At 60.1% G+C, this 16,603-nt stretch carries 16 protein-coding genes and 3 pseudogenes; 4 read left to right on the forward strand and 15 right to left on the reverse strand.

Annotation, left to right across the window (positions count from 1 at the left end; translation table 11 throughout):
- Nucleotides 1–46 precede the first annotated feature (46 nt).
- The 6 genes from ACMXYH_RS13030 to ACMXYH_RS13055 form a co-directional block, all read right to left on the reverse strand.
- Nucleotides 47–1,303, reverse strand: a complete 1,257-nt coding sequence (locus ACMXYH_RS13030) for an FAD-dependent oxidoreductase (protein ID WP_415767314.1) — start codon at nt 1,301–1,303, stop codon at nt 47–49.
- Nucleotides 1,300–1,536: a (2Fe-2S)-binding protein gene (locus tag ACMXYH_RS13035; protein WP_033056575.1), complete on the reverse strand. Its 237-nt coding sequence runs from the start codon at nt 1,534–1,536 to the stop codon at nt 1,300–1,302. The genes ACMXYH_RS13030 and ACMXYH_RS13035 overlap by 4 nt, the downstream gene beginning before the upstream one ends.
- The gene (locus ACMXYH_RS13040) at nt 1,529–2,644 is read right to left on the reverse strand and encodes an NAD(P)/FAD-dependent oxidoreductase (protein ID WP_415767315.1); all 1,116 of its coding nucleotides are present in this window, start codon (nt 2,642–2,644) and stop codon (nt 1,529–1,531) included. The genes ACMXYH_RS13035 and ACMXYH_RS13040 overlap by 8 nt, the downstream gene beginning before the upstream one ends.
- A complete protein-coding gene (locus tag ACMXYH_RS13045; RefSeq protein WP_415767316.1) occupies nt 2,641–3,573 on the reverse strand; it encodes a 4-hydroxyproline epimerase in 933 nt (310 codons plus the stop codon). Before ACMXYH_RS13045 ends, ACMXYH_RS13040 begins: the two co-directional genes overlap by 4 nt.
- Before the next feature lie 114 nt (nt 3,574–3,687).
- Entirely contained in the window at nt 3,688–4,359 is a 672-nt protein-coding gene (locus ACMXYH_RS13050) for a GntR family transcriptional regulator (protein ID WP_174553771.1), read from the reverse strand.
- 108 nt (nt 4,360–4,467) lie between these two features.
- A complete protein-coding gene (locus tag ACMXYH_RS13055) occupies nt 4,468–5,958 on the reverse strand; it encodes a M15 family metallopeptidase (RefSeq protein ID WP_415767317.1) in 1,491 nt (496 codons plus the stop codon).
- Nucleotides 5,959–5,998: 40 nt separating this feature from the next.
- Between ACMXYH_RS13055 and ACMXYH_RS13060 the strand changes: the two are divergent.
- A pseudogene (locus ACMXYH_RS13060) lies at nt 5,999–6,163 on the forward strand (transposase domain-containing protein); the annotation flags it as partial.
- Here ACMXYH_RS13060 and ACMXYH_RS13065 read toward each other — a convergent pair.
- Both ACMXYH_RS13065 and ACMXYH_RS13070 read right to left on the reverse strand, forming a co-directional pair.
- Nucleotides 6,150–6,680, reverse strand: a complete 531-nt coding sequence (locus tag ACMXYH_RS13065) for a DUF2867 domain-containing protein (RefSeq protein ID WP_415767318.1) — start codon at nt 6,678–6,680, stop codon at nt 6,150–6,152. The pseudogene ACMXYH_RS13060 and the gene ACMXYH_RS13065 sit on opposite strands and share 14 nt — an antisense overlap.
- A 416-nt stretch (nt 6,681–7,096) precedes the next feature.
- Complete coding sequence (locus ACMXYH_RS13070; RefSeq protein ID WP_149629619.1) at nt 7,097–7,717, reverse strand: DJ-1/PfpI family protein; 621 nt, start codon at nt 7,715–7,717, stop codon at nt 7,097–7,099.
- Between the two features lie 126 nt (nt 7,718–7,843).
- Here ACMXYH_RS13070 and ACMXYH_RS13075 point away from each other — a divergent pair, with 126 nt between their 5' ends.
- On the forward strand, nt 7,844–8,398 hold the full coding sequence (locus ACMXYH_RS13075; RefSeq protein WP_415767319.1) for a TetR/AcrR family transcriptional regulator: 555 nt from the start codon (nt 7,844–7,846) through the stop codon (nt 8,396–8,398).
- A 753-nt stretch (nt 8,399–9,151) separates the two neighbouring features.
- A complete protein-coding gene (ltrA, locus tag ACMXYH_RS13080) occupies nt 9,152–10,438 on the forward strand; it encodes a group II intron reverse transcriptase/maturase (protein ID WP_415764648.1) in 1,287 nt (428 codons plus the stop codon).
- 89 nt (nt 10,439–10,527) lie between these two features.
- Here the strand turns inward: ltrA and ACMXYH_RS13085 are convergent.
- From ACMXYH_RS13085 to ACMXYH_RS13100, 4 genes and pseudogenes are all read right to left on the reverse strand, one after another.
- Nucleotides 10,528–10,875 (reverse strand): annotated as a pseudogene (locus ACMXYH_RS13085) (hypothetical protein); the annotation flags it as partial.
- A gap of 11 nt (nt 10,876–10,886) precedes the next feature.
- Entirely contained in the window at nt 10,887–11,243 is a 357-nt protein-coding gene (locus ACMXYH_RS13090) for a DUF6463 family protein (RefSeq protein ID WP_415767320.1), read from the reverse strand.
- A gap of 124 nt (nt 11,244–11,367) precedes the next feature.
- The gene (locus ACMXYH_RS13095; protein ID WP_129445197.1) at nt 11,368–11,529 is read right to left on the reverse strand and encodes a DUF2986 domain-containing protein; all 162 of its coding nucleotides are present in this window, start codon (nt 11,527–11,529) and stop codon (nt 11,368–11,370) included.
- 85 nt (nt 11,530–11,614) lie between these two features.
- Nucleotides 11,615–11,891: pseudogene (locus ACMXYH_RS13100) on the reverse strand (VOC family protein); the annotation flags it as partial.
- Nucleotides 11,892–11,904: 13 nt separating this feature from the next.
- Here ACMXYH_RS13100 and ACMXYH_RS13105 point away from each other — a divergent pair.
- Nucleotides 11,905–12,264 (forward strand): DUF6124 family protein, encoded by a 360-nt coding sequence (locus ACMXYH_RS13105; RefSeq protein WP_415767321.1) that lies wholly within the window; start codon nt 11,905–11,907, stop codon nt 12,262–12,264.
- A 62-nt stretch (nt 12,265–12,326) separates the two neighbouring features.
- Here the strand turns inward: ACMXYH_RS13105 and ACMXYH_RS13110 are convergent, their stop codons facing one another.
- From ACMXYH_RS13110 to ACMXYH_RS13120, 3 genes are all read right to left on the reverse strand, one after another.
- Entirely contained in the window at nt 12,327–13,892 is a 1,566-nt protein-coding gene (locus tag ACMXYH_RS13110) for an amino acid permease (RefSeq protein WP_415767322.1), read from the reverse strand.
- Between the two features lie 153 nt (nt 13,893–14,045).
- A complete protein-coding gene (locus ACMXYH_RS13115; RefSeq protein WP_129444992.1) occupies nt 14,046–15,206 on the reverse strand; it encodes an iron-containing alcohol dehydrogenase in 1,161 nt (386 codons plus the stop codon).
- A 3-nt stretch (nt 15,207–15,209) separates the two neighbouring features.
- Entirely contained in the window at nt 15,210–16,601 is a 1,392-nt protein-coding gene (locus ACMXYH_RS13120; protein ID WP_415767323.1) for an aldehyde dehydrogenase family protein, read from the reverse strand.
- Nucleotides 16,602–16,603 lie beyond the last annotated feature (2 nt).

Here is a 16,603-nt window from a genome sequence, read left to right on the forward strand (position 1 = left end):
GGATCATAAAGACTCGGCGACGGACCCGAAAGCCCCGGGCCGGCATTCAGGCATGCGGGGTGTCGTCCAGGCACAGCAAGGTCTCGATCCGCGCCGGGCTGAACGGTGGCCGTGGTGCCGAAGGTTGCCAGCCGAACAGGTGCTGCAACGCGCCGCCACACACCCGGCCCTGGCAGGCGCCCATGCCGCAGCGACTGGCCAGCTTGGCCTCGCGCCAGTCAGTGTGCCCGGCAAGCAAGCCGTAAGGCACGTCTTCGCAACGGCACACCAAGGTGTCGGGTTGTGCCAGCGACTTGAGTTGCGGATCGAGAGCGAATGCTTTGTTGAGGGCGTTGGCGAAACCGTGCCAGCGCGCACGACGCGGCCACAAAGCTCGGGCCGACTCAAGGTCACCGACCGCGGCGTGACCGGCAATTGCGCCTTCGACCAACGCCAGTTCACTGCCCCCGAAACCGGTGCATTCACCCGCCGCATAGTGATCGGCACGGCGAGTGGTCTGCCAGGCATCGACGGCAATCGCCGGGCCATCGAGCTCGCAGCCGAGGGCCTGGCCGAGTTGGGTATTGGGAATCAGACCGAAACCGCAGGCCAGGCGATCACATTCCAGCTCGACGATTTTTCCTTGCTGTTGCAGGCGCACACCTTCCAGCCGTTCATTGCCCACGGCGGCCAGTACGTAGGTCCCGGTACGGTAATGGCAGTCGAACAACGTGACCGACTGCATCAGCTTGTTGGGCCAGCGTGGCAGTTGCGCGGCGAAACCGGCGACGGCGGTCGCGTGGGCTTGCTCGGCGATGCGCCGCACCCGGGCGCCGTTGTGTTTTGCGGTGGCGGCGCTGGCCAGCAATAACGGTCCGCTGCCGGCAATCACAATGCGTTCGTCCTGCACCGGCAGCCCGCCCTTGATCAATGCCTGGAGGCCGCCAACTCCCGTCACGCCGGGCAGCGTCCAGCCGGGGAAGGGCAGCAGCAACTCGCGGGCGCCGGTACACAGAATCAGTTTGTCGTAACCGATCAACCAGCCTCGATCGGCGTCTTCGACCAGCAGTTGTTTCGGCCCGGCGCAGGCAATCACCCGAGTGCCGGAGTGACGGCGGATGTGGCTGCACGCCTCCAGTCGCTCGCGCATCTGACGCGCCGGGTTCGGCAGGTTGGCCTGAGGCCCGTCACGCCAGATTTGCCCGCCCGGCAGCGGGTTGTCATCGAGCAGGACGATGCGCGCACCGCTTGGCGCCGCAGCGAGCGCAGCGGCCATGCCGGCGGGACCGGCACCGATGATCAGCAGGTCGGCGTATTCGCTCATGCTTGCGTCTCCACGTGCATGCCGTCACGGCACAGCGTTTGGCAGGCCAGGCGCCGGCGACCGTCGATGGTCACCCGGCATTCCTGGCAAATGCCCATGCCGCATAGCGGGGCGCGGCGTTGGCCACTGACCGATGTGCGCGTGCAGCCATCGCCGCCCAAGGCCAGGGCAGCCGCGACACTGGTGCCTTCGGCAACCCGCAGGGCACGTCCGTCTAGCATCAATTCAGGCATAAACGGGTTCTCCGAGAAAACGTTGCGGCAGATACGGGTGCGCGGCCAGTGGCGGCGTTTCGTCGAACAGCTGCGCGACCAGCAGGTCGGCGGTGCCCGGGGCGGTCGTCACGCCGAGGCCCTCGTGACCGACTGCCAGCCATAAACCTTTGCGTTGCGGGTGCTGACCCACCAGCGGTAAACCGTCGGGGCTGGCAGCGCGAAAACCGGTCCAGGCGCGGATGCCGTTGAGCTGAGCCAGACCCGGCATGTAGTCGGTGGCACGCCGGAGCATTTTCGCCAGCATCCAGCCCTCGACTTGAGGGTCGGTGGTGCCGAATTGTCGCGAGGCGCCGATGAACAATTGCCCGGTCGGCCGAGGCTGGATATTGCACGCCGTCGAGGGACCGCTGGCGTTGTGGGCACTGGTGACGTAACCGAGTTCCACCAGGGTGTGAGTGACCTTGCCGGGGTAGCGGTCGGTGATCAGCAAGTGGCCTTTCTTCGGTTCGATCGGCAGCTCGGGGCAAAGCGCGTTGGCCTGGATGCCGTTGGCCAGAATCACTGCTTCGGCGCTTAGCCAGTGGCCGTCGTCGAGTCGCACGCGGTTGCCATCGACTTCGCTGACCCGCGCCCGGCGTTGGCTGATGTTCGGTGTGTCGAGCATCCAGTTGGCGGTCGCCGGGGCATAAAGAATGCCGTCGCCATTGATCAGCAGTCCGCCTTCCAGGCCCTCGCGCAGTTCCGGTTCGCGCTGGTGCAAGGCATTGCTGGAGATCAATTCGCAGGCCACGCCTTGGGCATGCAAATTCAGGTATTTGCTGTGGGCGACGGCCATTTCTTCAGCATTGGCGGCCAGCCAGAGGGTGCCATTGCAACGGTAGGCGCAACCGTCGGGCAAGGTCGGCGCGAGTTCGCGCCAGCGTTGCAAAGAATATTGACTGAGGGCCAGTTCGGCCGGGTTGTCGTCGAGGACCAGCAAGTGGCCCATGCCCGCCGCCGTAGCGCCGGGCAGGCCGGCGTCCAGCACCAGCACGCGCAAGCCGCGACCTGCCAGCGCCTGGGCACAAGCGGCGCCGATGATGCCGGCGCCAATCACGATCACATCGGCCACCCGGCCCTCGTTCACGGGCGAATGCCCCAGGCGAACGGGTCGTCCTGTTCGATGATCAGGCTGGCTTCGGCGCTGATAAAGGCGCGACCGCGAATGGTCGGCACGATGCGCTCACCCTGAAGTTCGTAGGAACCTTCGAACTCGCTGCCGATGACACTGGCCTGACGCCAGATCTGTCCCGGCTGCAATTTGTCGTCGGCCGCCAGGCACGCCAGTTTGGCACTGGTGCCGGTGCCGCAGGGCGAGCGGTCGTAGGCCTTGCCGGGACAGAGGACGAAGTTGCGGCTGTCGGCCTGCTCGTCATCGGCGAACAGCTCGACATGGTCGATCAAGCCGCCGTCTTCGCCGCGAATACCCTGAGTCTCCAGTGCTTGCTGCACGGCGAAGGTGTAGGCGGTCAGCGCATCGAGGTTATCGCCGGCAATGCGCAGACCGTGCTCGGCAATCAGGAAAAACCAGTTTCCACCCCAGGCAACATCGCCGGTCACTTGACCGATCCCCGGCACCTGCAGCGCCAGCGCTTTGCAGTAACGGTACGCCGGCACATTGCGCACGCTCACCGAATGGTCTTCGTGCAGCGTCGCCTGCACCGTGCCCACCGGGGTTTCGATGCTGTGCACCCCGGGGCCGATCTTGCCCAGATGCGCGAGTGAGGCCACCAGGCCGATGGTGCCGTGGCCACACATGCCGAGGTAACCGCTGTTGTTGAAGAAAATCACGCCGGCACAGGCGCTCGGGTCCACCGGCTCACAGAGCAGGGCGCCGACCAGCACGTCACTGCCCCGTGGTTCGAGCACGCAGGCAGCGCGCCATTGATCATGCTGTTCGGCCAGCCGCTGTCGACGTTCGGCCATGCTGCCGCTGCCCAGGTCAGGAAAACCGGCGGTCACCAGGCGGGTCGGTTCGCCGCCGGTGTGGGAGTCGATCACGGTGATGCGTTTCATGGGATGGCCACGTCCGTTCAGATGAGTGAACGAAAGAGTGGCCTGTGCGGGGGCTTGCCGGCTTGATGGTTTTATTCAGTGTCGATGACGAAATCGGCACAGTGCGGCGAGCTGTCAGTGGTGGTGAGGCAGGTGCTCGAACAGGGTCTTGCAGACGCCGGCAATGTGCTCGTCGAGCAACTTCACCGCCAGGTCCACGTCACCGGCGCGGCAGGCCGCAAGGATTTCCCGGTGTTCGTGATCGGCGCGTTCCTTACCGGCCGACAGGCTCATCTGCATGCGCAGGTAGCGCTCCAGCTTGTCGTTGACCGAGCGGATCAGGCCGACCAGAAACGGACGTTGCGCCGGCTCGTAGAGGCAAGCGTGCAGTTCCCAGTTGAGCTCGGCCCAGCGCCCCACATCATCTTCGCCGATGAACTCCTGGCAGATACGCTCGGCACGGGCGAAGGTTTCTTCGGTCATGTTCGGAATGGCCAGGCGCAGCACCTTGTCTTCGAGCAGCATGCGCACTTCGAACATCTGCGCCAGTTCTGCATCGGAAACCCGGGTGACCATCGCCCCGCGATTGCGCTGGAACATCACCAGGCCTTCGGCCTCCAGGCGCTTGAGGGCTTCGCGCACCGGAATCTTGCTGACGTTGAACTGGCGGGCGATGTCGTCCTGGCGAATCGGCTCGTCCTCGGCGAAATGCCCGGCGACGATGGCGTCACGCAGATGACGGGTGATGATTTCCGACGTCGAAGGCGAATTGCCAAGGTCGGGAGCGTTGAGTTTTGTCAGGGCCACGGTCGTGATCGTTCGGAATGAATTGCAGATAGGGTATACGAATTTGCACTGGGTGTTCCTTCGGCAATGATCAGGACCTCCAGCCACCGTCTGCCAATGCTGACGCTATCAACGTTCGGGCAGGTTCCAGCGTTCGTGAAAGTGCTCGTATTGCGCCTCGGGCATTTGAACCAGCAGAGGGGACTGGCGAGGATCCAGCCAATTGAACAAGCGAGAAATATCCGCTGGATCCATGGCGGTGCAACCCAGCGTCGGCGAGGTGGGACCACGCCAGATGTGGAAGAAAATGCACGAGCCCAAGGCGGGGGACGCCGGCGTATTGTGCTCGATGAAAATGCCTTTTCGATACATGTCGTCATCGCGACGCATACGTTCGGCGCTGTTCCAGTCTTTCGAAACAGTCGCTCCATCAACCAGCTCGTTATAGCGTGCGGAGTGGCTGTCATCCACGCATTCGATGGTCGAGGTCAACGCAAGGTAAGGCAGTTTGGTGTCAGCCGTACTGTCGTAGCCAAAAGCCGTTCCCAGTTTGAATACCCCGGCAGGCGCTTTTCCATCGCCTTCACTTTTGACCGGACCTTCGCGTTGCTCAACGCTGCTCAGACCCTTGCCCCACGCCAGCCCGCTCTTGCCGACCACCACTGGAAACGACGTTTCGTATTTTCGAAAGGTATTCCCCTGCCGTTCATAGCGCTGGGCCATGCCGTGGATGTCAGTCCAGTTTTTTGTGGTGACCACAATCAGCTGATTGGCGGTGTCGAGAACATCGCGTGTACCCAGCGGCGTGATGGGGAAGTCCATGACGTTCTTCGGAGAACCTTCCCCACTGTATGTGAAGTGCCACCATTCCTTCGAGTACCCGGTAAACCCTTCTTTCTCCATGGCCCTGCTGAGCTTCTGGCGATTGTCCCTGGCGGCAGCGCTGATCGTCGGGTTGTCGGTATGCGCTCGCTCATCGAAGCAATCGAAACCGGTACCCATGTCGAGCGCGCCGTCGCGCCAACGCTGGCCATAGGCGGCCGTGCAATCGACTTGCCCGGTTGAAGGCGTCCAGCTAGCGGCGGGCAGTGCATCCGGACCGGTCAGCGTCAGGTCCACGGTTGAGCCTTTGGAGTGGTTCGACACCCGGGCCACGTAACCCAGGCGCCAGAAGTCCTGCTTGTCCACGCGCGGATAGAACTCGGCCTTGCGTGGGTCATCCGGCACCAAAGCGAAACGCCCCATATCGGCAACGGCACGGCTGGGCCGATAACAGTCAAACACCTTCAAACCGTAGCCCTGCGCCCGCAAAGCCGTTTGTACCCGAGCGAGGGCCTTGGCGGCGTCCAGCGATAACAGGCACTGCGCCGCGTCGTAACCGTCGAGTGGGTGCCCGGTGAAGTTGTGAGCGCTGGCGTAGCGAATGTCTTGCTCGATGCCCGGATCAATCGTACGCAGATACACCATGTTCTCGGGTCGTGTCTCTGCACCGGCGATGCCGGGCACGACAATGCTCAGGCATAAAATCCATCGCAGACAGGTCCGCGTGAGCCTGTTTGGCAGACGGACTGGAAATGGCGTCGAGAAGGACGGAGGTTTGATTGGGCACAAAGGGCGCATGCGATGCCTCCAAAGATTCTGGTTTCTAAACCAGATCATAAAACGTGCGGCTGCGATTATGAGTTTGATCCAGTCGGCACGGCTTAAAGGGCATGATCCGTATGCCTATCTAAAAGATGTGCTGACACGGCTGCCGACACAGCGGGCGAGTGAGATCGGGCAACTGCTACCGCATCAGTGGGTGCCGGACCTTAGGGGCAGGTAGCCAGAGGCCAACCGACGCGCGCTGCACGGAGGAGGTTGGCCTTAACAACCAAGCGGTGAAATGGGGCAATAACGAAGATGTAGGCCCGGCCTAGACGGTTGTGGCACTGGACCACGGTTGAAAAAACGAGTTGGCGACTGCCTTCTGGCTCTGCCTCTCCAGAACATAGGATCGATATCCGGAAGTCGAGGTGCTTGTCGTCCTCTCCCAACACGATTTCAGTCTGGTTCGTGCTGTAGACCTTGAAGGCTCCAATCCGATTAGCGAGTGATGCCAAATGTTTGGCTGTCTTGAGACCAAAACAGGCAACGATAGTGTCTCGGACTTTAATGAGCCATCCGATCCAGGATGGCTGGTGGGAAAGGATGAATCGAGCTAGCAAATCTGGATTGCTAGATGTGCCCGCAGGGAGCCGAATCGCAAAAGCGTCCGCTAGGTGCATCGACTTGTAAAGGTGGGTGATGCCGGACCTCGAGGGGACTGGCACGGACATAATGAGCTCAAATTCTCGGGGCATCGGGGATCTCTCCTGAGTTCTAACTACTAATTAGACGACATGCCATGTCGCGTTTCTTGTTGCGATGGTTTTGTCGTATAACGCTCCTTGTCGCCCTGTAAGTGCTTGTCTAGCTTAGAAGTGACGGTTACCGACTTTCAAGCCGGACAGGGACAACCGCGCTCACTGCTCATTCCCAAGCACACGAGGTATCTGCATAGTGGAGGAGTCTCGCTGTACAAGCGGCTCTTTTTCCATATTGCGGCGTGCCTACTTAGGCTATCAGGTACGTATTCAAGTGTGGGGTTCACGGCAACTTCAGGTTCCAGGCGCAGTAGCGCACCAGGAGCGGAGCTCGCATGGGTCGTGGCGATGCCGTCCGGATAACCAATGTCCACGCCTTGATGAGGTCCAGAGCCTCGCTGAGCGAGCATGGATTAACTAGATGTTGTTGAGGCGCCAACTTCTCCTTGTCGGATACTGAGCCCGATCAAGGCATCATAGAGCTCTTGCTGCCCAGCTGGCAGAACAGGGAGCAACGTCGCACGGCGCTTGTCGACATCGAACCAGGATTCAACCAACCATCCCACCAGATAGAGCGCCGAAAGGCATCCGCCAGCGGTTGCAACGTTCCCCTGGCATACAAGAGGCTGGTCCATGGGCTCAAGTCCCAGAGCTTGCAAGCTTGATCGTGCATCCGGGTGTGTAGTTGCTTGGCCGCTGAGCAGCCCAAGCCGTTCGAGAATGAAAGCTCCGGCGCATATGGAGCCGATTCGCTGGCGTCTGGAGTCAAGTTCAAACGACGGCAGGAAATCTGGGGCGGCAAGTGCAGCGGGTATCCCTTCCTTGCCGCTGACGAACAATACCGCGTCGGCACTATTGGCCTCGGAAAGCGGACCATGCACCGAAACAGGCAGGCCGTGCGCCGATCGCACGATAGAGCTAGAACCCAATATTCGGACGTGCCAGTCCTCAGTGTTGCGGCCTAAAATGTCCCACATCAGGAATAGGTCGATATCAGTGAATTGGTCGAAAGCAACCAGAACGATTTTCTTCAAGGCGAGCTCCATGAAAAGTGCTGGCGTGCAAAACGCAACGGCCATCTTTGCTGGTGTTCGCAGCGTATCAATCGGTTGCGCACCATACACAGTCTGTATGGCGCTAAATATGGAGCGAAATAACTGGTGAGAAAACTAACTCGTAACCATTGGATCGCGGCTGGTTTTGAGGCTCTCGATCAAATAGGGCATATTGGCGTTTCGGCCGAGAGTCTATCGCGCCGATTGAATGTGACCCGCGGATCGTTCTATCACCATTTCCGCAATCGCGAAGACTTTGTCCGCACCTTGCTGGCCGCTTGGGAAGAAGACTACACGGAGCGCATGCTCGCTTATGCGGCGCAGGGTCGTAGCGCGGGCGAAACCTTGAAACGCTACTTGAGTATTGCCGCTGAGAAACAACCTGGGCGGGAAGTTTCCATCCGAGCCTGGTCGCTGCACGATCCGTTGGTAGGCGAGTTTCAGCAGCGTGTTGACACAAGACGACTGGACTTCGCGATACGGACGTGCCGCCGCTTGGTCCATATGCCAGGCGAAGCAGAAGTGATTGGTAAGGTGGCCCATCTGTGCCTGATTGGTGGTCAACAGGCAGGGCTGCGGCGTGATGCCGCTCGCTTCAACAGTTTCCTGCATCGAGCCTTTTCACTTTTCGAAGAGACTCTTCCACCGTGGCGGACCTAAGTCATGAACTAAATTGGGTAACTGAATAAGGCAAGCCGCCGAGCTAACGCGATCTACCAATCTCCAGCTCTAGTGCACGCCATTGGTTTCCTAGGGCTAACGTCCATGTCACTGGCCCACGGCACTAATTTGAGTACGGCCTTCACCACACGCATACCCTGCACAAGGCGTATTCCCCGTACGCTTAGTGCGCCAGTTAAAGCTGGCGGAGGATAGTCGATGAAAGTTCGATACTGGTAAGAAATGGCGAATCAACCAGACCCCGAGTCATGCATGTTGCACCGTGAGGTGCAGGGTGAAGCGTTGACAGGGGAAACCGATGGGCCAGCCATTGAGCCGCGTAATCAGGAATTCGGGATGCCGATGCTGTTAAGCGAAGCAGAAGGCAACACGGAGCATGGCGTTATACGCCAGTCATGCTCTGATCCCGCGCGGTCGGAGACCCTGTGCACGTCGGGAAGTCCTCCGCACAGAAACTGGGAGATCTCAGCGGCGCCCAGTGCGCAAGCACCGGGCGGAGCAGGAAAGGCCAAAAGCCGTAACCCTGCTGTTCACGTCGCTGAGAAGTCGGATACGTCCGTAGTACCTGAGAAGCCATCGAACAAAGGGCCTGGCCCTGCGGAGATAGTGGAGGAAAGGGACGTAGTCAAGGGAAACACCAACAGGCCTCCCGCGCCCCGGACACTGAGCCGGATCAGCTGCGCGTCGATGGGACTTGACGGTGTACGTGAAGCAGCCCGAAGGAACAAGGGCATGCAGTTCACGGCATTGCTGCACCACATCACACCGCAGTTATTGGCGCAGAGCTTCTATGCCCTGCGCCGCGATGCAGCGGCGGGCGTGGACGGCATGTCGTGGCGAGAATATGAGGAAGGTCTTCTCCAGCGGGTGACCGATTTGCACGGAAGGCTCCACAGGGGAGCCTATCGGGCAACGCCGTCGCGGCGGGTCTATATCCCCAAAGCCGACGGCAGGCAGCGCCCGCTGGGCATTGCCTCTTTGGAGGACAAGATCGTACAGCAGGCGGTCGTTACCGTTCTGAATGTGATCTATGAAGAGGACTTCCTGGGATTCTCGTACGGGTTTCGACCGGGACGCAGCCAGCACGATGCGCTGGATGCGTTAACGGTCGCGCTGAAGGGCCAGAAGGTGAACTGGATATTGGATGCGGATATCACGTCGTTCTTTGATGAGATCGACCATGAATGGATGCTGATGTTTCTGGGACACCGGATTGCAGACCGGCGCCTGCTCGGGCTTATCTGCAAATGGCTTCAAGCGGGTGTTATGGAGGATGGCCGTAGGGTGGCTGCGCTGAAGGGGACTCCCCAAGGGGCAGTGATATCGCCATTGCTGGCGAATATCTATCTTCACTACGTGCTGGATCTATGGGCAAGGCAATGGCGCCAGCGGCATGCCCATGGCGATGTGATTGTTGTGCGCTACGCGGACGACAGTGTGGTGGGTTTCAGGACGCAATGGCAGGCTCAGCAGTTTCTGGTGCAGTTGCAGGAACGCTTGGCCAGGTTCGGTTTATCCCTCAATGCCTCGAAGACACGGCTGATTGAATTTGGTCGTTTTGCTGCGAGAAATCGTAGGAAGCGAGGGTTAGGTAAACCGGAGACGTTTGACTTCCTGGGCTTCACGCACTGTTGTAGTACCAACAGAAGCGGTGGTTTTCAAATACTGCGACTGACGGTCAAGAAGCGAATGCGTGCGACGCTGCTGGCTATTCGGGATGAGCTGAAGCGCCGACGTCATGAGCCCATCCGGGCTCAAGGGCAATGGCTTACTCGGGTGGTCAGGGGCTACTTCAATTACCACGCGGTGCCGGGAAACCTGATACGTCTTGGTGGTTTTCGTTCGGCGGTATGTCGCCTATGGCGGCAAGCCCTCAAACGTCGCAGCCAGCGTAATCGGCTTCAATGGTCACGCTACGGACGCCTTGCTGACCTCTACATACCTAGACCCAGAAATGCACATCCTTACCCTGAGGATCGCTTCGCGTCACACACCCGAGGCAGGAGCCGTATGCGGTAGTTCCGCACGTACGGATCTGTGCGGGGGGTGGCAGGTAACTGCCATCCCTACCGCGACCGGTCATTCCACGGCGGCAATGGGATTTCACTTCATCTGCGGTCAGGAGGTTCTGGGGTGTGAGTAGGTCGTGGAAGCGATGCGATCATTTGATCAAAGGCCGCTACCGCATATCTTCCATCAAGGCTTTTCAAGGTCGGCATTTCTGAAGGAAAACTGAATCGAACTCTGCCGGGAAGCACTTCATCCATAGCTGAGTACCAGGTCCGCAGAGCTTGTTGGAGGCGCACGTGTAGTTCGAATCTACTCCGTCGGCGGGTGGTGTCTGCTTTGGCTCGTTCTCGCGCGAGTTGAGGATCCATGCGGCCAACAATGTAACAGTCAGCAAAGCCAATACGTCCTTGTGCGATCGTTTCTCTTGTGGCGTCCAACTCTATGCGCGTTTTTAGGCCTACCAGCCATACCCTGCCGCGATGATCAGCGGAGAAACCAGCAGCGTTGCCCAGAACCCCGATTTTGGAACTGCAATGACGCAAATGATCGAGATCATAAGCACATAGATGCCAACCATTTTAAGTAGCGCGAGATCGCCAACGGCTACGGCGTGAATCGCTGTCTGCCCTGCGAGCATAAAAAGCGGCCCCAGCATGGTAAACCAGAGAGCAGTGCGCCGATCTTCGTGCGTTTTGAATTGGTCAACGAAGCCAGAGCCTACGGCGGCGGCGAATGCTGTTTTGAACTTGATAATACCGAATGGAATATGGAGGACGCCCAGGGCGAACAGGGTCCATGCGACGATGTTTGACATGTCTTATATGCTCCGTACGGTAAGGTTGGATAAGTGCCTAACGTTTGTTTAAGGGCGCGCGGCCCGGTCCCAGCTTTATCGCGCAGCGTCCAGCAACCGAGGAGAGCGACATTGAGTGCGTAAATCAGCTCTCAGGGGAAATGATCGAGTCTGCACTGGGTTCAGCTGCTAGTTTCAATCGGTCAGCTTTACTAATGTATTTAGACTTGCTTGACGGTGCCAATTTGGCGCTGGCCTTTTTTGCGTGAGCCTTCAATAACTGCTGTATTTTTTTACGACGATTCATGTTTTCTGCTCGGCTTGTCAGTTCTTGGATGATGGTACCAGCAGCACCTACTTCAGCCCAAAGCATACATTCACCGCAGCAACACTCAGGCAAACGCAGCCTCGACAAATGCCTCCAGCGCCTTGTCTTCCAGGATTTCGATAGAGAACTGCCCAAAGCGCTTGGGCAACCAGATGATGCGTGTCCCGGACGGGGATTGCAGGTTCGCGCGGGCCAATGGCTCTCCGTTTTCGTCTTCTGGCTGAACACCGGCGACCATCAGTTCGTCAGGCTTTCTCGATGTCCGGTGTCGAGTAGCAGTGGCGATAAATCATCCCCTCGCCCGAGGAGTCCAATAGCTCCTTCAGGTTCCCCGCCAACGGGGGGGAAGCATCTATGTTCAAAGTAACGCCCAATCCACCGGACACCGATCCGGTGTCCCCGTACGAACCCGATTCGAACAAACTCAACGAGGCCGCCGAACGGGCCCTCGACTTTCACTTCCCGTCGACTGCCGACATCAAAGCCACCGGGCGTACCCACCGCACTCTGTTTTCCGTGGACCCAGGGGCTACTACCGAAACCCTGGCCGTTTATTTGGTCGAGACGCTGGCTTCGGTCGATGTGATGGTCCATCAGCTGGTGGATCATCTGGACGGTGGGTCGCGCTATGCCCTGTGGGGCATTTCAAACAGCATCAAGGTGGCGGAGATCACGGCGAACCGGTTGCTGGATAAAATCGGTCTACCTGCGTAGGCGCGGCTCGCTGTGGCAAGGGAGCTGGCTCCCTCGCCACCGTTTGCTCATGACTGCAGCAATCAACTTCCAGCCCGTTTATTCAACGCCTCTTCAGCCGCCGCAATTTCAGCCTGACGCTTGACGATCATGTCGCCAATCGGCGGACCCTGGAAGCGGCGGGCTTCAAAACCGAACCAGACGATTGCCGTCAGCACCAGAAAACCGATGGTGATGTACAGCGCCCATTCGTTCGGTGGCTGGATGCCGATGACGAAAATGATCACCATCGAGAGGATCGAGAGGAGGGCAAACACCGAGTACCAGAAGCGCCCCATGTTCCACGGTCCCATGGTTGGCCACTTCGAAGTCCCGTAGGTAAACAGGCCCAGCACGATGGGAATGATGAAGGAGAAGAACAGGAAGATCACCGTGCAGGACACCACGATGGTATAGACCGGCGTTTCACCGACCGAGATCACCGACGATCCCCAGACGAACAACACCGCGAGCGTGGCACCGGTCCAGATCGCCGCCACCGGGCTGCGTAGGGTCGGCGAGACCGAGGCCAGTGCTTTGGAGAAGGGCAGGCCGCCGTCACGGGAAAACGCGAAGATCATGCGTGAGACCGAGGTCACGGTCGCCAACCCGCAAAGAAATTGCGAGATGAAAATGGCCACGTAAAGCGCCAACTTCACAGTCGGATTGACCTGGGTGTCCATGGCCCAGAAAAACACGGTCCAGCCATGCTTCGCCGCCTCGTCCATGCTTGGCAGCATCAGCACAAACGAACTGAGCATGACCCAGCCGAACAGCAGCGACCAGACCACCGACATGACCATGCCGCGTGGCACCGACATGGCGGCATTTCGGGTCTCTTCCGAGGTGTGCGCAGAGGCGTCATAGCCGGTGATGGTATAGATCGGCAACAGCAGGCCGAGCATGAAAATCCAGCCGTTCGACACCTGTGGCCAAACGCTGCCGCCAGCCTCGCCGGAATAGTTGCTGAAGGTCCATAACCGGACGAACTCATAACTGGGTGCAGAGATCAGGCAGACGATGGTCAGCGCGAGCGCCGTGGCGAAGATCAGATACCCCGAGAAGTCGGTGAGCTTCGCGGTCAGGCCGATACCCAGGTGGTTACACAAGGCCTGGAGGCCGGTCAGGATCGCCAGGAAAATCACCCTCACCGTGGTGGTGTCCTCCATGCCCAGGGCCGGTCCGAAGGCGCCGAAAAAGAAGTAATAGGTACCGACGTTGATCGCGCCGAGCACGGTGACCAGCCCGAGCAAGTTGAACCAAGCGGTCAGCCAGCCGGTGAAGCGGTTACCGAGAATCGAGCCCCAATGATAGAGGCCGCCAGCGGTGGGGTAGGCCGAGGAAATCTGCGCCATGGCCATGGCGAAAACCCCGGAGATCAGGCAACCGATCGGCCAGCCGATGCCGATTGACGCACCGCCTGCACCCGAGGTGCCCTGGGCGAGTGAGTTGATACCACCCGAGAGGATGCAGATGATCGAAAAGGAAATGGCAAAGTTGGAGAAAACGCCCATGCGTCGTGAGAGCTGCTGGGCATAGCCCATGCTGTGCAGCACCTTGACGTCATCGTCTTGCGGCGCGCTCGTGCCGGGCTGGCTTGCTGGATTCATGTTGTGTGCCCCTTAGGTTTTGATACGCATCCATCCGGGTTTTACGTGGCCGGATGGGCTGGCCTTCAACCCCTTGTCGTACTGCTCCTGTTTCTTACGGATAAACCCGGTCCATGCGCGAGTTCGCACCTTGGCCATGGACAGACAACTGCTCTACAGACGGCCGTGGTACGCCGCTTCGAAAATTTCTGCCGCGCCATTTCGGGTCAATGGCAGCGGGTTGCCGCCGGCGCAAGGATCGACAATCGCCATGTCCGCGATCAGGTCGGCCTGCCGGTCATCCACCCCTAGCTCAACCAGCGTATGGGGCACGCCGATGTCCTTGCGCAACTTGAGGACGAAGGCCAGAAAACTGTCGAAGCCGGGCGAGGGCAGACGCAAATAAGCCGCGAGGCGGGTGATGCGTTCCTCGATGGCCGGGCGATTGAATTTCAGGACATAGGGCATGAACGTGGCGTTGGTCATGCCGTGATGGGTGTCGTACAGGGCGCCCACCGGATGTGAGAGGGCGTGCATCCCGCCCAGGCCTTTCTGGAAAGCGGTAGCGCCCATCGCGGCCGCCGCGAGCATTTCCGCTCGCGCCTCCAGGTCCGAGGGTGTGTGTACGGCTCGCACCAGGGCATTGGCGACCAGGCGCATGCCTTCCACCGCAATCCCTTCGGCCATGGGATGAAAACCGGGGGCGCAATACGATTCCAGACAATGCGCAAACGCATCCATGCCGGTGCCAGCGGTGACCTTGGCCGGCATGCCGACGGTGAGTGCCGGGTCGCTGATGACCACGCGCGGCATCATTTTCGGGTGGAAGATGATGCGTTTGGTGTGCGTACGCTCATCGATGATCACCGCGGCACGGCCCACCTCCGAGCCGGTACCCGCCGTGGTCGGCACCGCAATGATCGGGGCGATGCTGCCTTCGTCGGCGCGGGTCCAGTAGTCGCCGATGTCTTCGAAATCCCACACCGGGCGGGTCTGGCCGCTCATGAAGGCGATGAGCTTGCCCATGTCCAGGCCGCTGCCGCCGCCGAAGGCGACCACGCCATCGTGTTTACCGGCGCGCCAGGCGTCGAGCCCGCCCGCCAGGTTGGCCTCAACCGGATTGGGTTTAAGGTCGCAAAACAGCGCGACGCCAAGGCCGGCGGCGCGCAAGGCGTCCACTGCTGCCGTGGTGATCGGGGCACGCGCCAGGCCACTGTCGGTGACCAGCAATGGTCGCTGGATTCCTTGGCTGCGGCAGATCTCGGCGAGCTCGGCAATGCGGCCGACACCGAAGCGGATGCTTGTGGGGTAGTTCCAGTTCGCGGTCAGGCTCATGGCTCAGATCTCGTGGCGCAAATGGAAGGATTTCGCGCGGGTCAGATTTTCATAACCCAGGCGCGACAACGTGACGCCGCGTCCGCTGTTCTTCACTCCGGTCCAGGCCAGGGCCGGGTCCAGGTAATCGCAGCGGTTCATGAACACGGTGCCGGTGTCGATCTCGTTGCCCAGGCGTTCGGCGGCGGCAAGGTCTTGCGTCCAGATGGAGGCGCTGAGCCCGAACTCACTGTCGTTCATCAAGGCGATGGCTTCGTCGTCGTTGGCCACCGGCATGATGCCGACCACGGGACCAAAGCTTTCCTCGCGCATCACCGACATTTGATGGTTGACGTCGACTAATACTTGCGGGGCGAGGTATGCGCTGCCCGGCGCGTCGGCAGGAAAATCCTTTGGATCGATCAGTGCCCGAGCGCCTTGGGTCAGTGCATCGGCGATCTGCCCACGAACGAAATCAGCGGCGTTCGGTGTGACCAGCGGACCCAGTGTGGTGGCTTCGTCCAGCGGGTTGCCCAGCACGTATTGGCGAGTCAGCGCGACGAAGCGTTCGACAAACGCCGGGTATATTTTTTCATCGACATAAATACGCTCGTCCGCGCAACAGCTTTGCCCGGAGTTGAAGAAGCTGCCGTCCACCAGGTTTTCCACCGCGTGTTCGAGGTTGGCGTCTGCCCGTACGTAGGCCGGGTCTTTGCCACCGAGCTCGAGGCCCACGCCGAGGAACCTTCCGACGGCAGCGTGTTCCATGGTCTTGCCGGCTTCGACCGAGCCGGTGAAGTTCACTTGCTGCACGCGTCCAGAGGCAATGATCGCTCCGGTATAAACATGACTGAGCAGCAGGTTCTGGAATAGCCCTTCGGGCAGATGGGCGCGGCGAAAGGCCTCGGCGAACCGTTCGCCCACCAGCAGCGTTTGCGACGCATGTTTGAGGATGACGCTGTTGCCGGCCATCAGCGCCGGGATAATCGTATTCACCGCCGTCAGGTAGGGGTAATTCCAGGGGGCGACAACCAGCACCGTACCCAGCGGCTCGCGTTTGATACAGCGTCGAAAACCGGCGACGGGCGTGGGCTCAAGCGCTGCCAGGGCGTCAGGCGCAATGGCGATCATATGCCGGGCACGCTCTTCGAAACCGCGCAGTTCGCCAGCGCCAAAGCGCACCGGTCGGCCCATCTGCCAGGCCAGTTCCGGCACGATGTCAGCCTTCATGGCCAGCATCGCGTCCACCGCGGCGCTGCAAAAAGCGGCGCGTTCGCTCAGTGGCCGGCGTTTCCATTGCGCCTGGGCAGCTTCGGCAGCCGCCAGCGCCTGGTCGATTTGCGCCGCATCGGCGCAGCGGCGTTCGGCATAGACCCGGCCATCGACCGGTGAGATGAGTTGAATCGTTGAAGTCATGA

The organism is Pseudomonas frigoris (assembly GCF_047758635.1).
GTDB lineage: Bacteria > Pseudomonadota > Gammaproteobacteria > Pseudomonadales > Pseudomonadaceae > Aquipseudomonas > Aquipseudomonas frigoris.

Excerpts from the sequence above, each read along its gene's own strand:
- ACMXYH_RS13030 (WP_415767314.1), bottom strand. The coding sequence starts at position 1,303 with ATGAGCGAATACGCCGACCTGCTGATCATCGGTGCCGGTCCCGCCGGC.
- ACMXYH_RS13035 (WP_033056575.1), bottom strand. The coding sequence starts at position 1,536 with ATGCCTGAATTGATGCTAGACGGACGTGCCCTGCGGGTTGCCGAAGGC.
- ACMXYH_RS13045 (WP_415767316.1), bottom strand. The coding sequence starts at position 3,573 with ATGAAACGCATCACCGTGATCGACTCCCACACCGGCGGCGAACCGACC.
- ACMXYH_RS13055 (WP_415767317.1), bottom strand. The coding sequence starts at position 5,958 with ATGCGCCCTTTGTGCCCAATCAAACCTCCGTCCTTCTCGACGCCATTT.
- ACMXYH_RS13065 (WP_415767318.1), bottom strand. The coding sequence starts at position 6,680 with ATGCCCCGAGAATTTGAGCTCATTATGTCCGTGCCAGTCCCCTCGAGG.
- ltrA (WP_415764648.1), top strand. The coding sequence starts at position 9,152 with ATGCAGTTCACGGCATTGCTGCACCACATCACACCGCAGTTATTGGCG.
- ACMXYH_RS13090 (WP_415767320.1), bottom strand. The coding sequence starts at position 11,243 with ATGTCAAACATCGTCGCATGGACCCTGTTCGCCCTGGGCGTCCTCCAT.
- ACMXYH_RS13095 (WP_129445197.1), bottom strand. The coding sequence starts at position 11,529 with ATGAATCGTCGTAAAAAAATACAGCAGTTATTGAAGGCTCACGCAAAA.
- ACMXYH_RS13105 (WP_415767321.1), top strand. The coding sequence starts at position 11,905 with ATGTTCAAAGTAACGCCCAATCCACCGGACACCGATCCGGTGTCCCCG.
- ACMXYH_RS13110 (WP_415767322.1), bottom strand. The coding sequence starts at position 13,892 with ATGAATCCAGCAAGCCAGCCCGGCACGAGCGCGCCGCAAGACGATGAC.
- ACMXYH_RS13115 (WP_129444992.1), bottom strand. The coding sequence starts at position 15,206 with ATGAGCCTGACCGCGAACTGGAACTACCCCACAAGCATCCGCTTCGGT.
- ACMXYH_RS13120 (WP_415767323.1), bottom strand. The coding sequence starts at position 16,601 with ATGACTTCAACGATTCAACTCATCTCACCGGTCGATGGCCGGGTCTAT.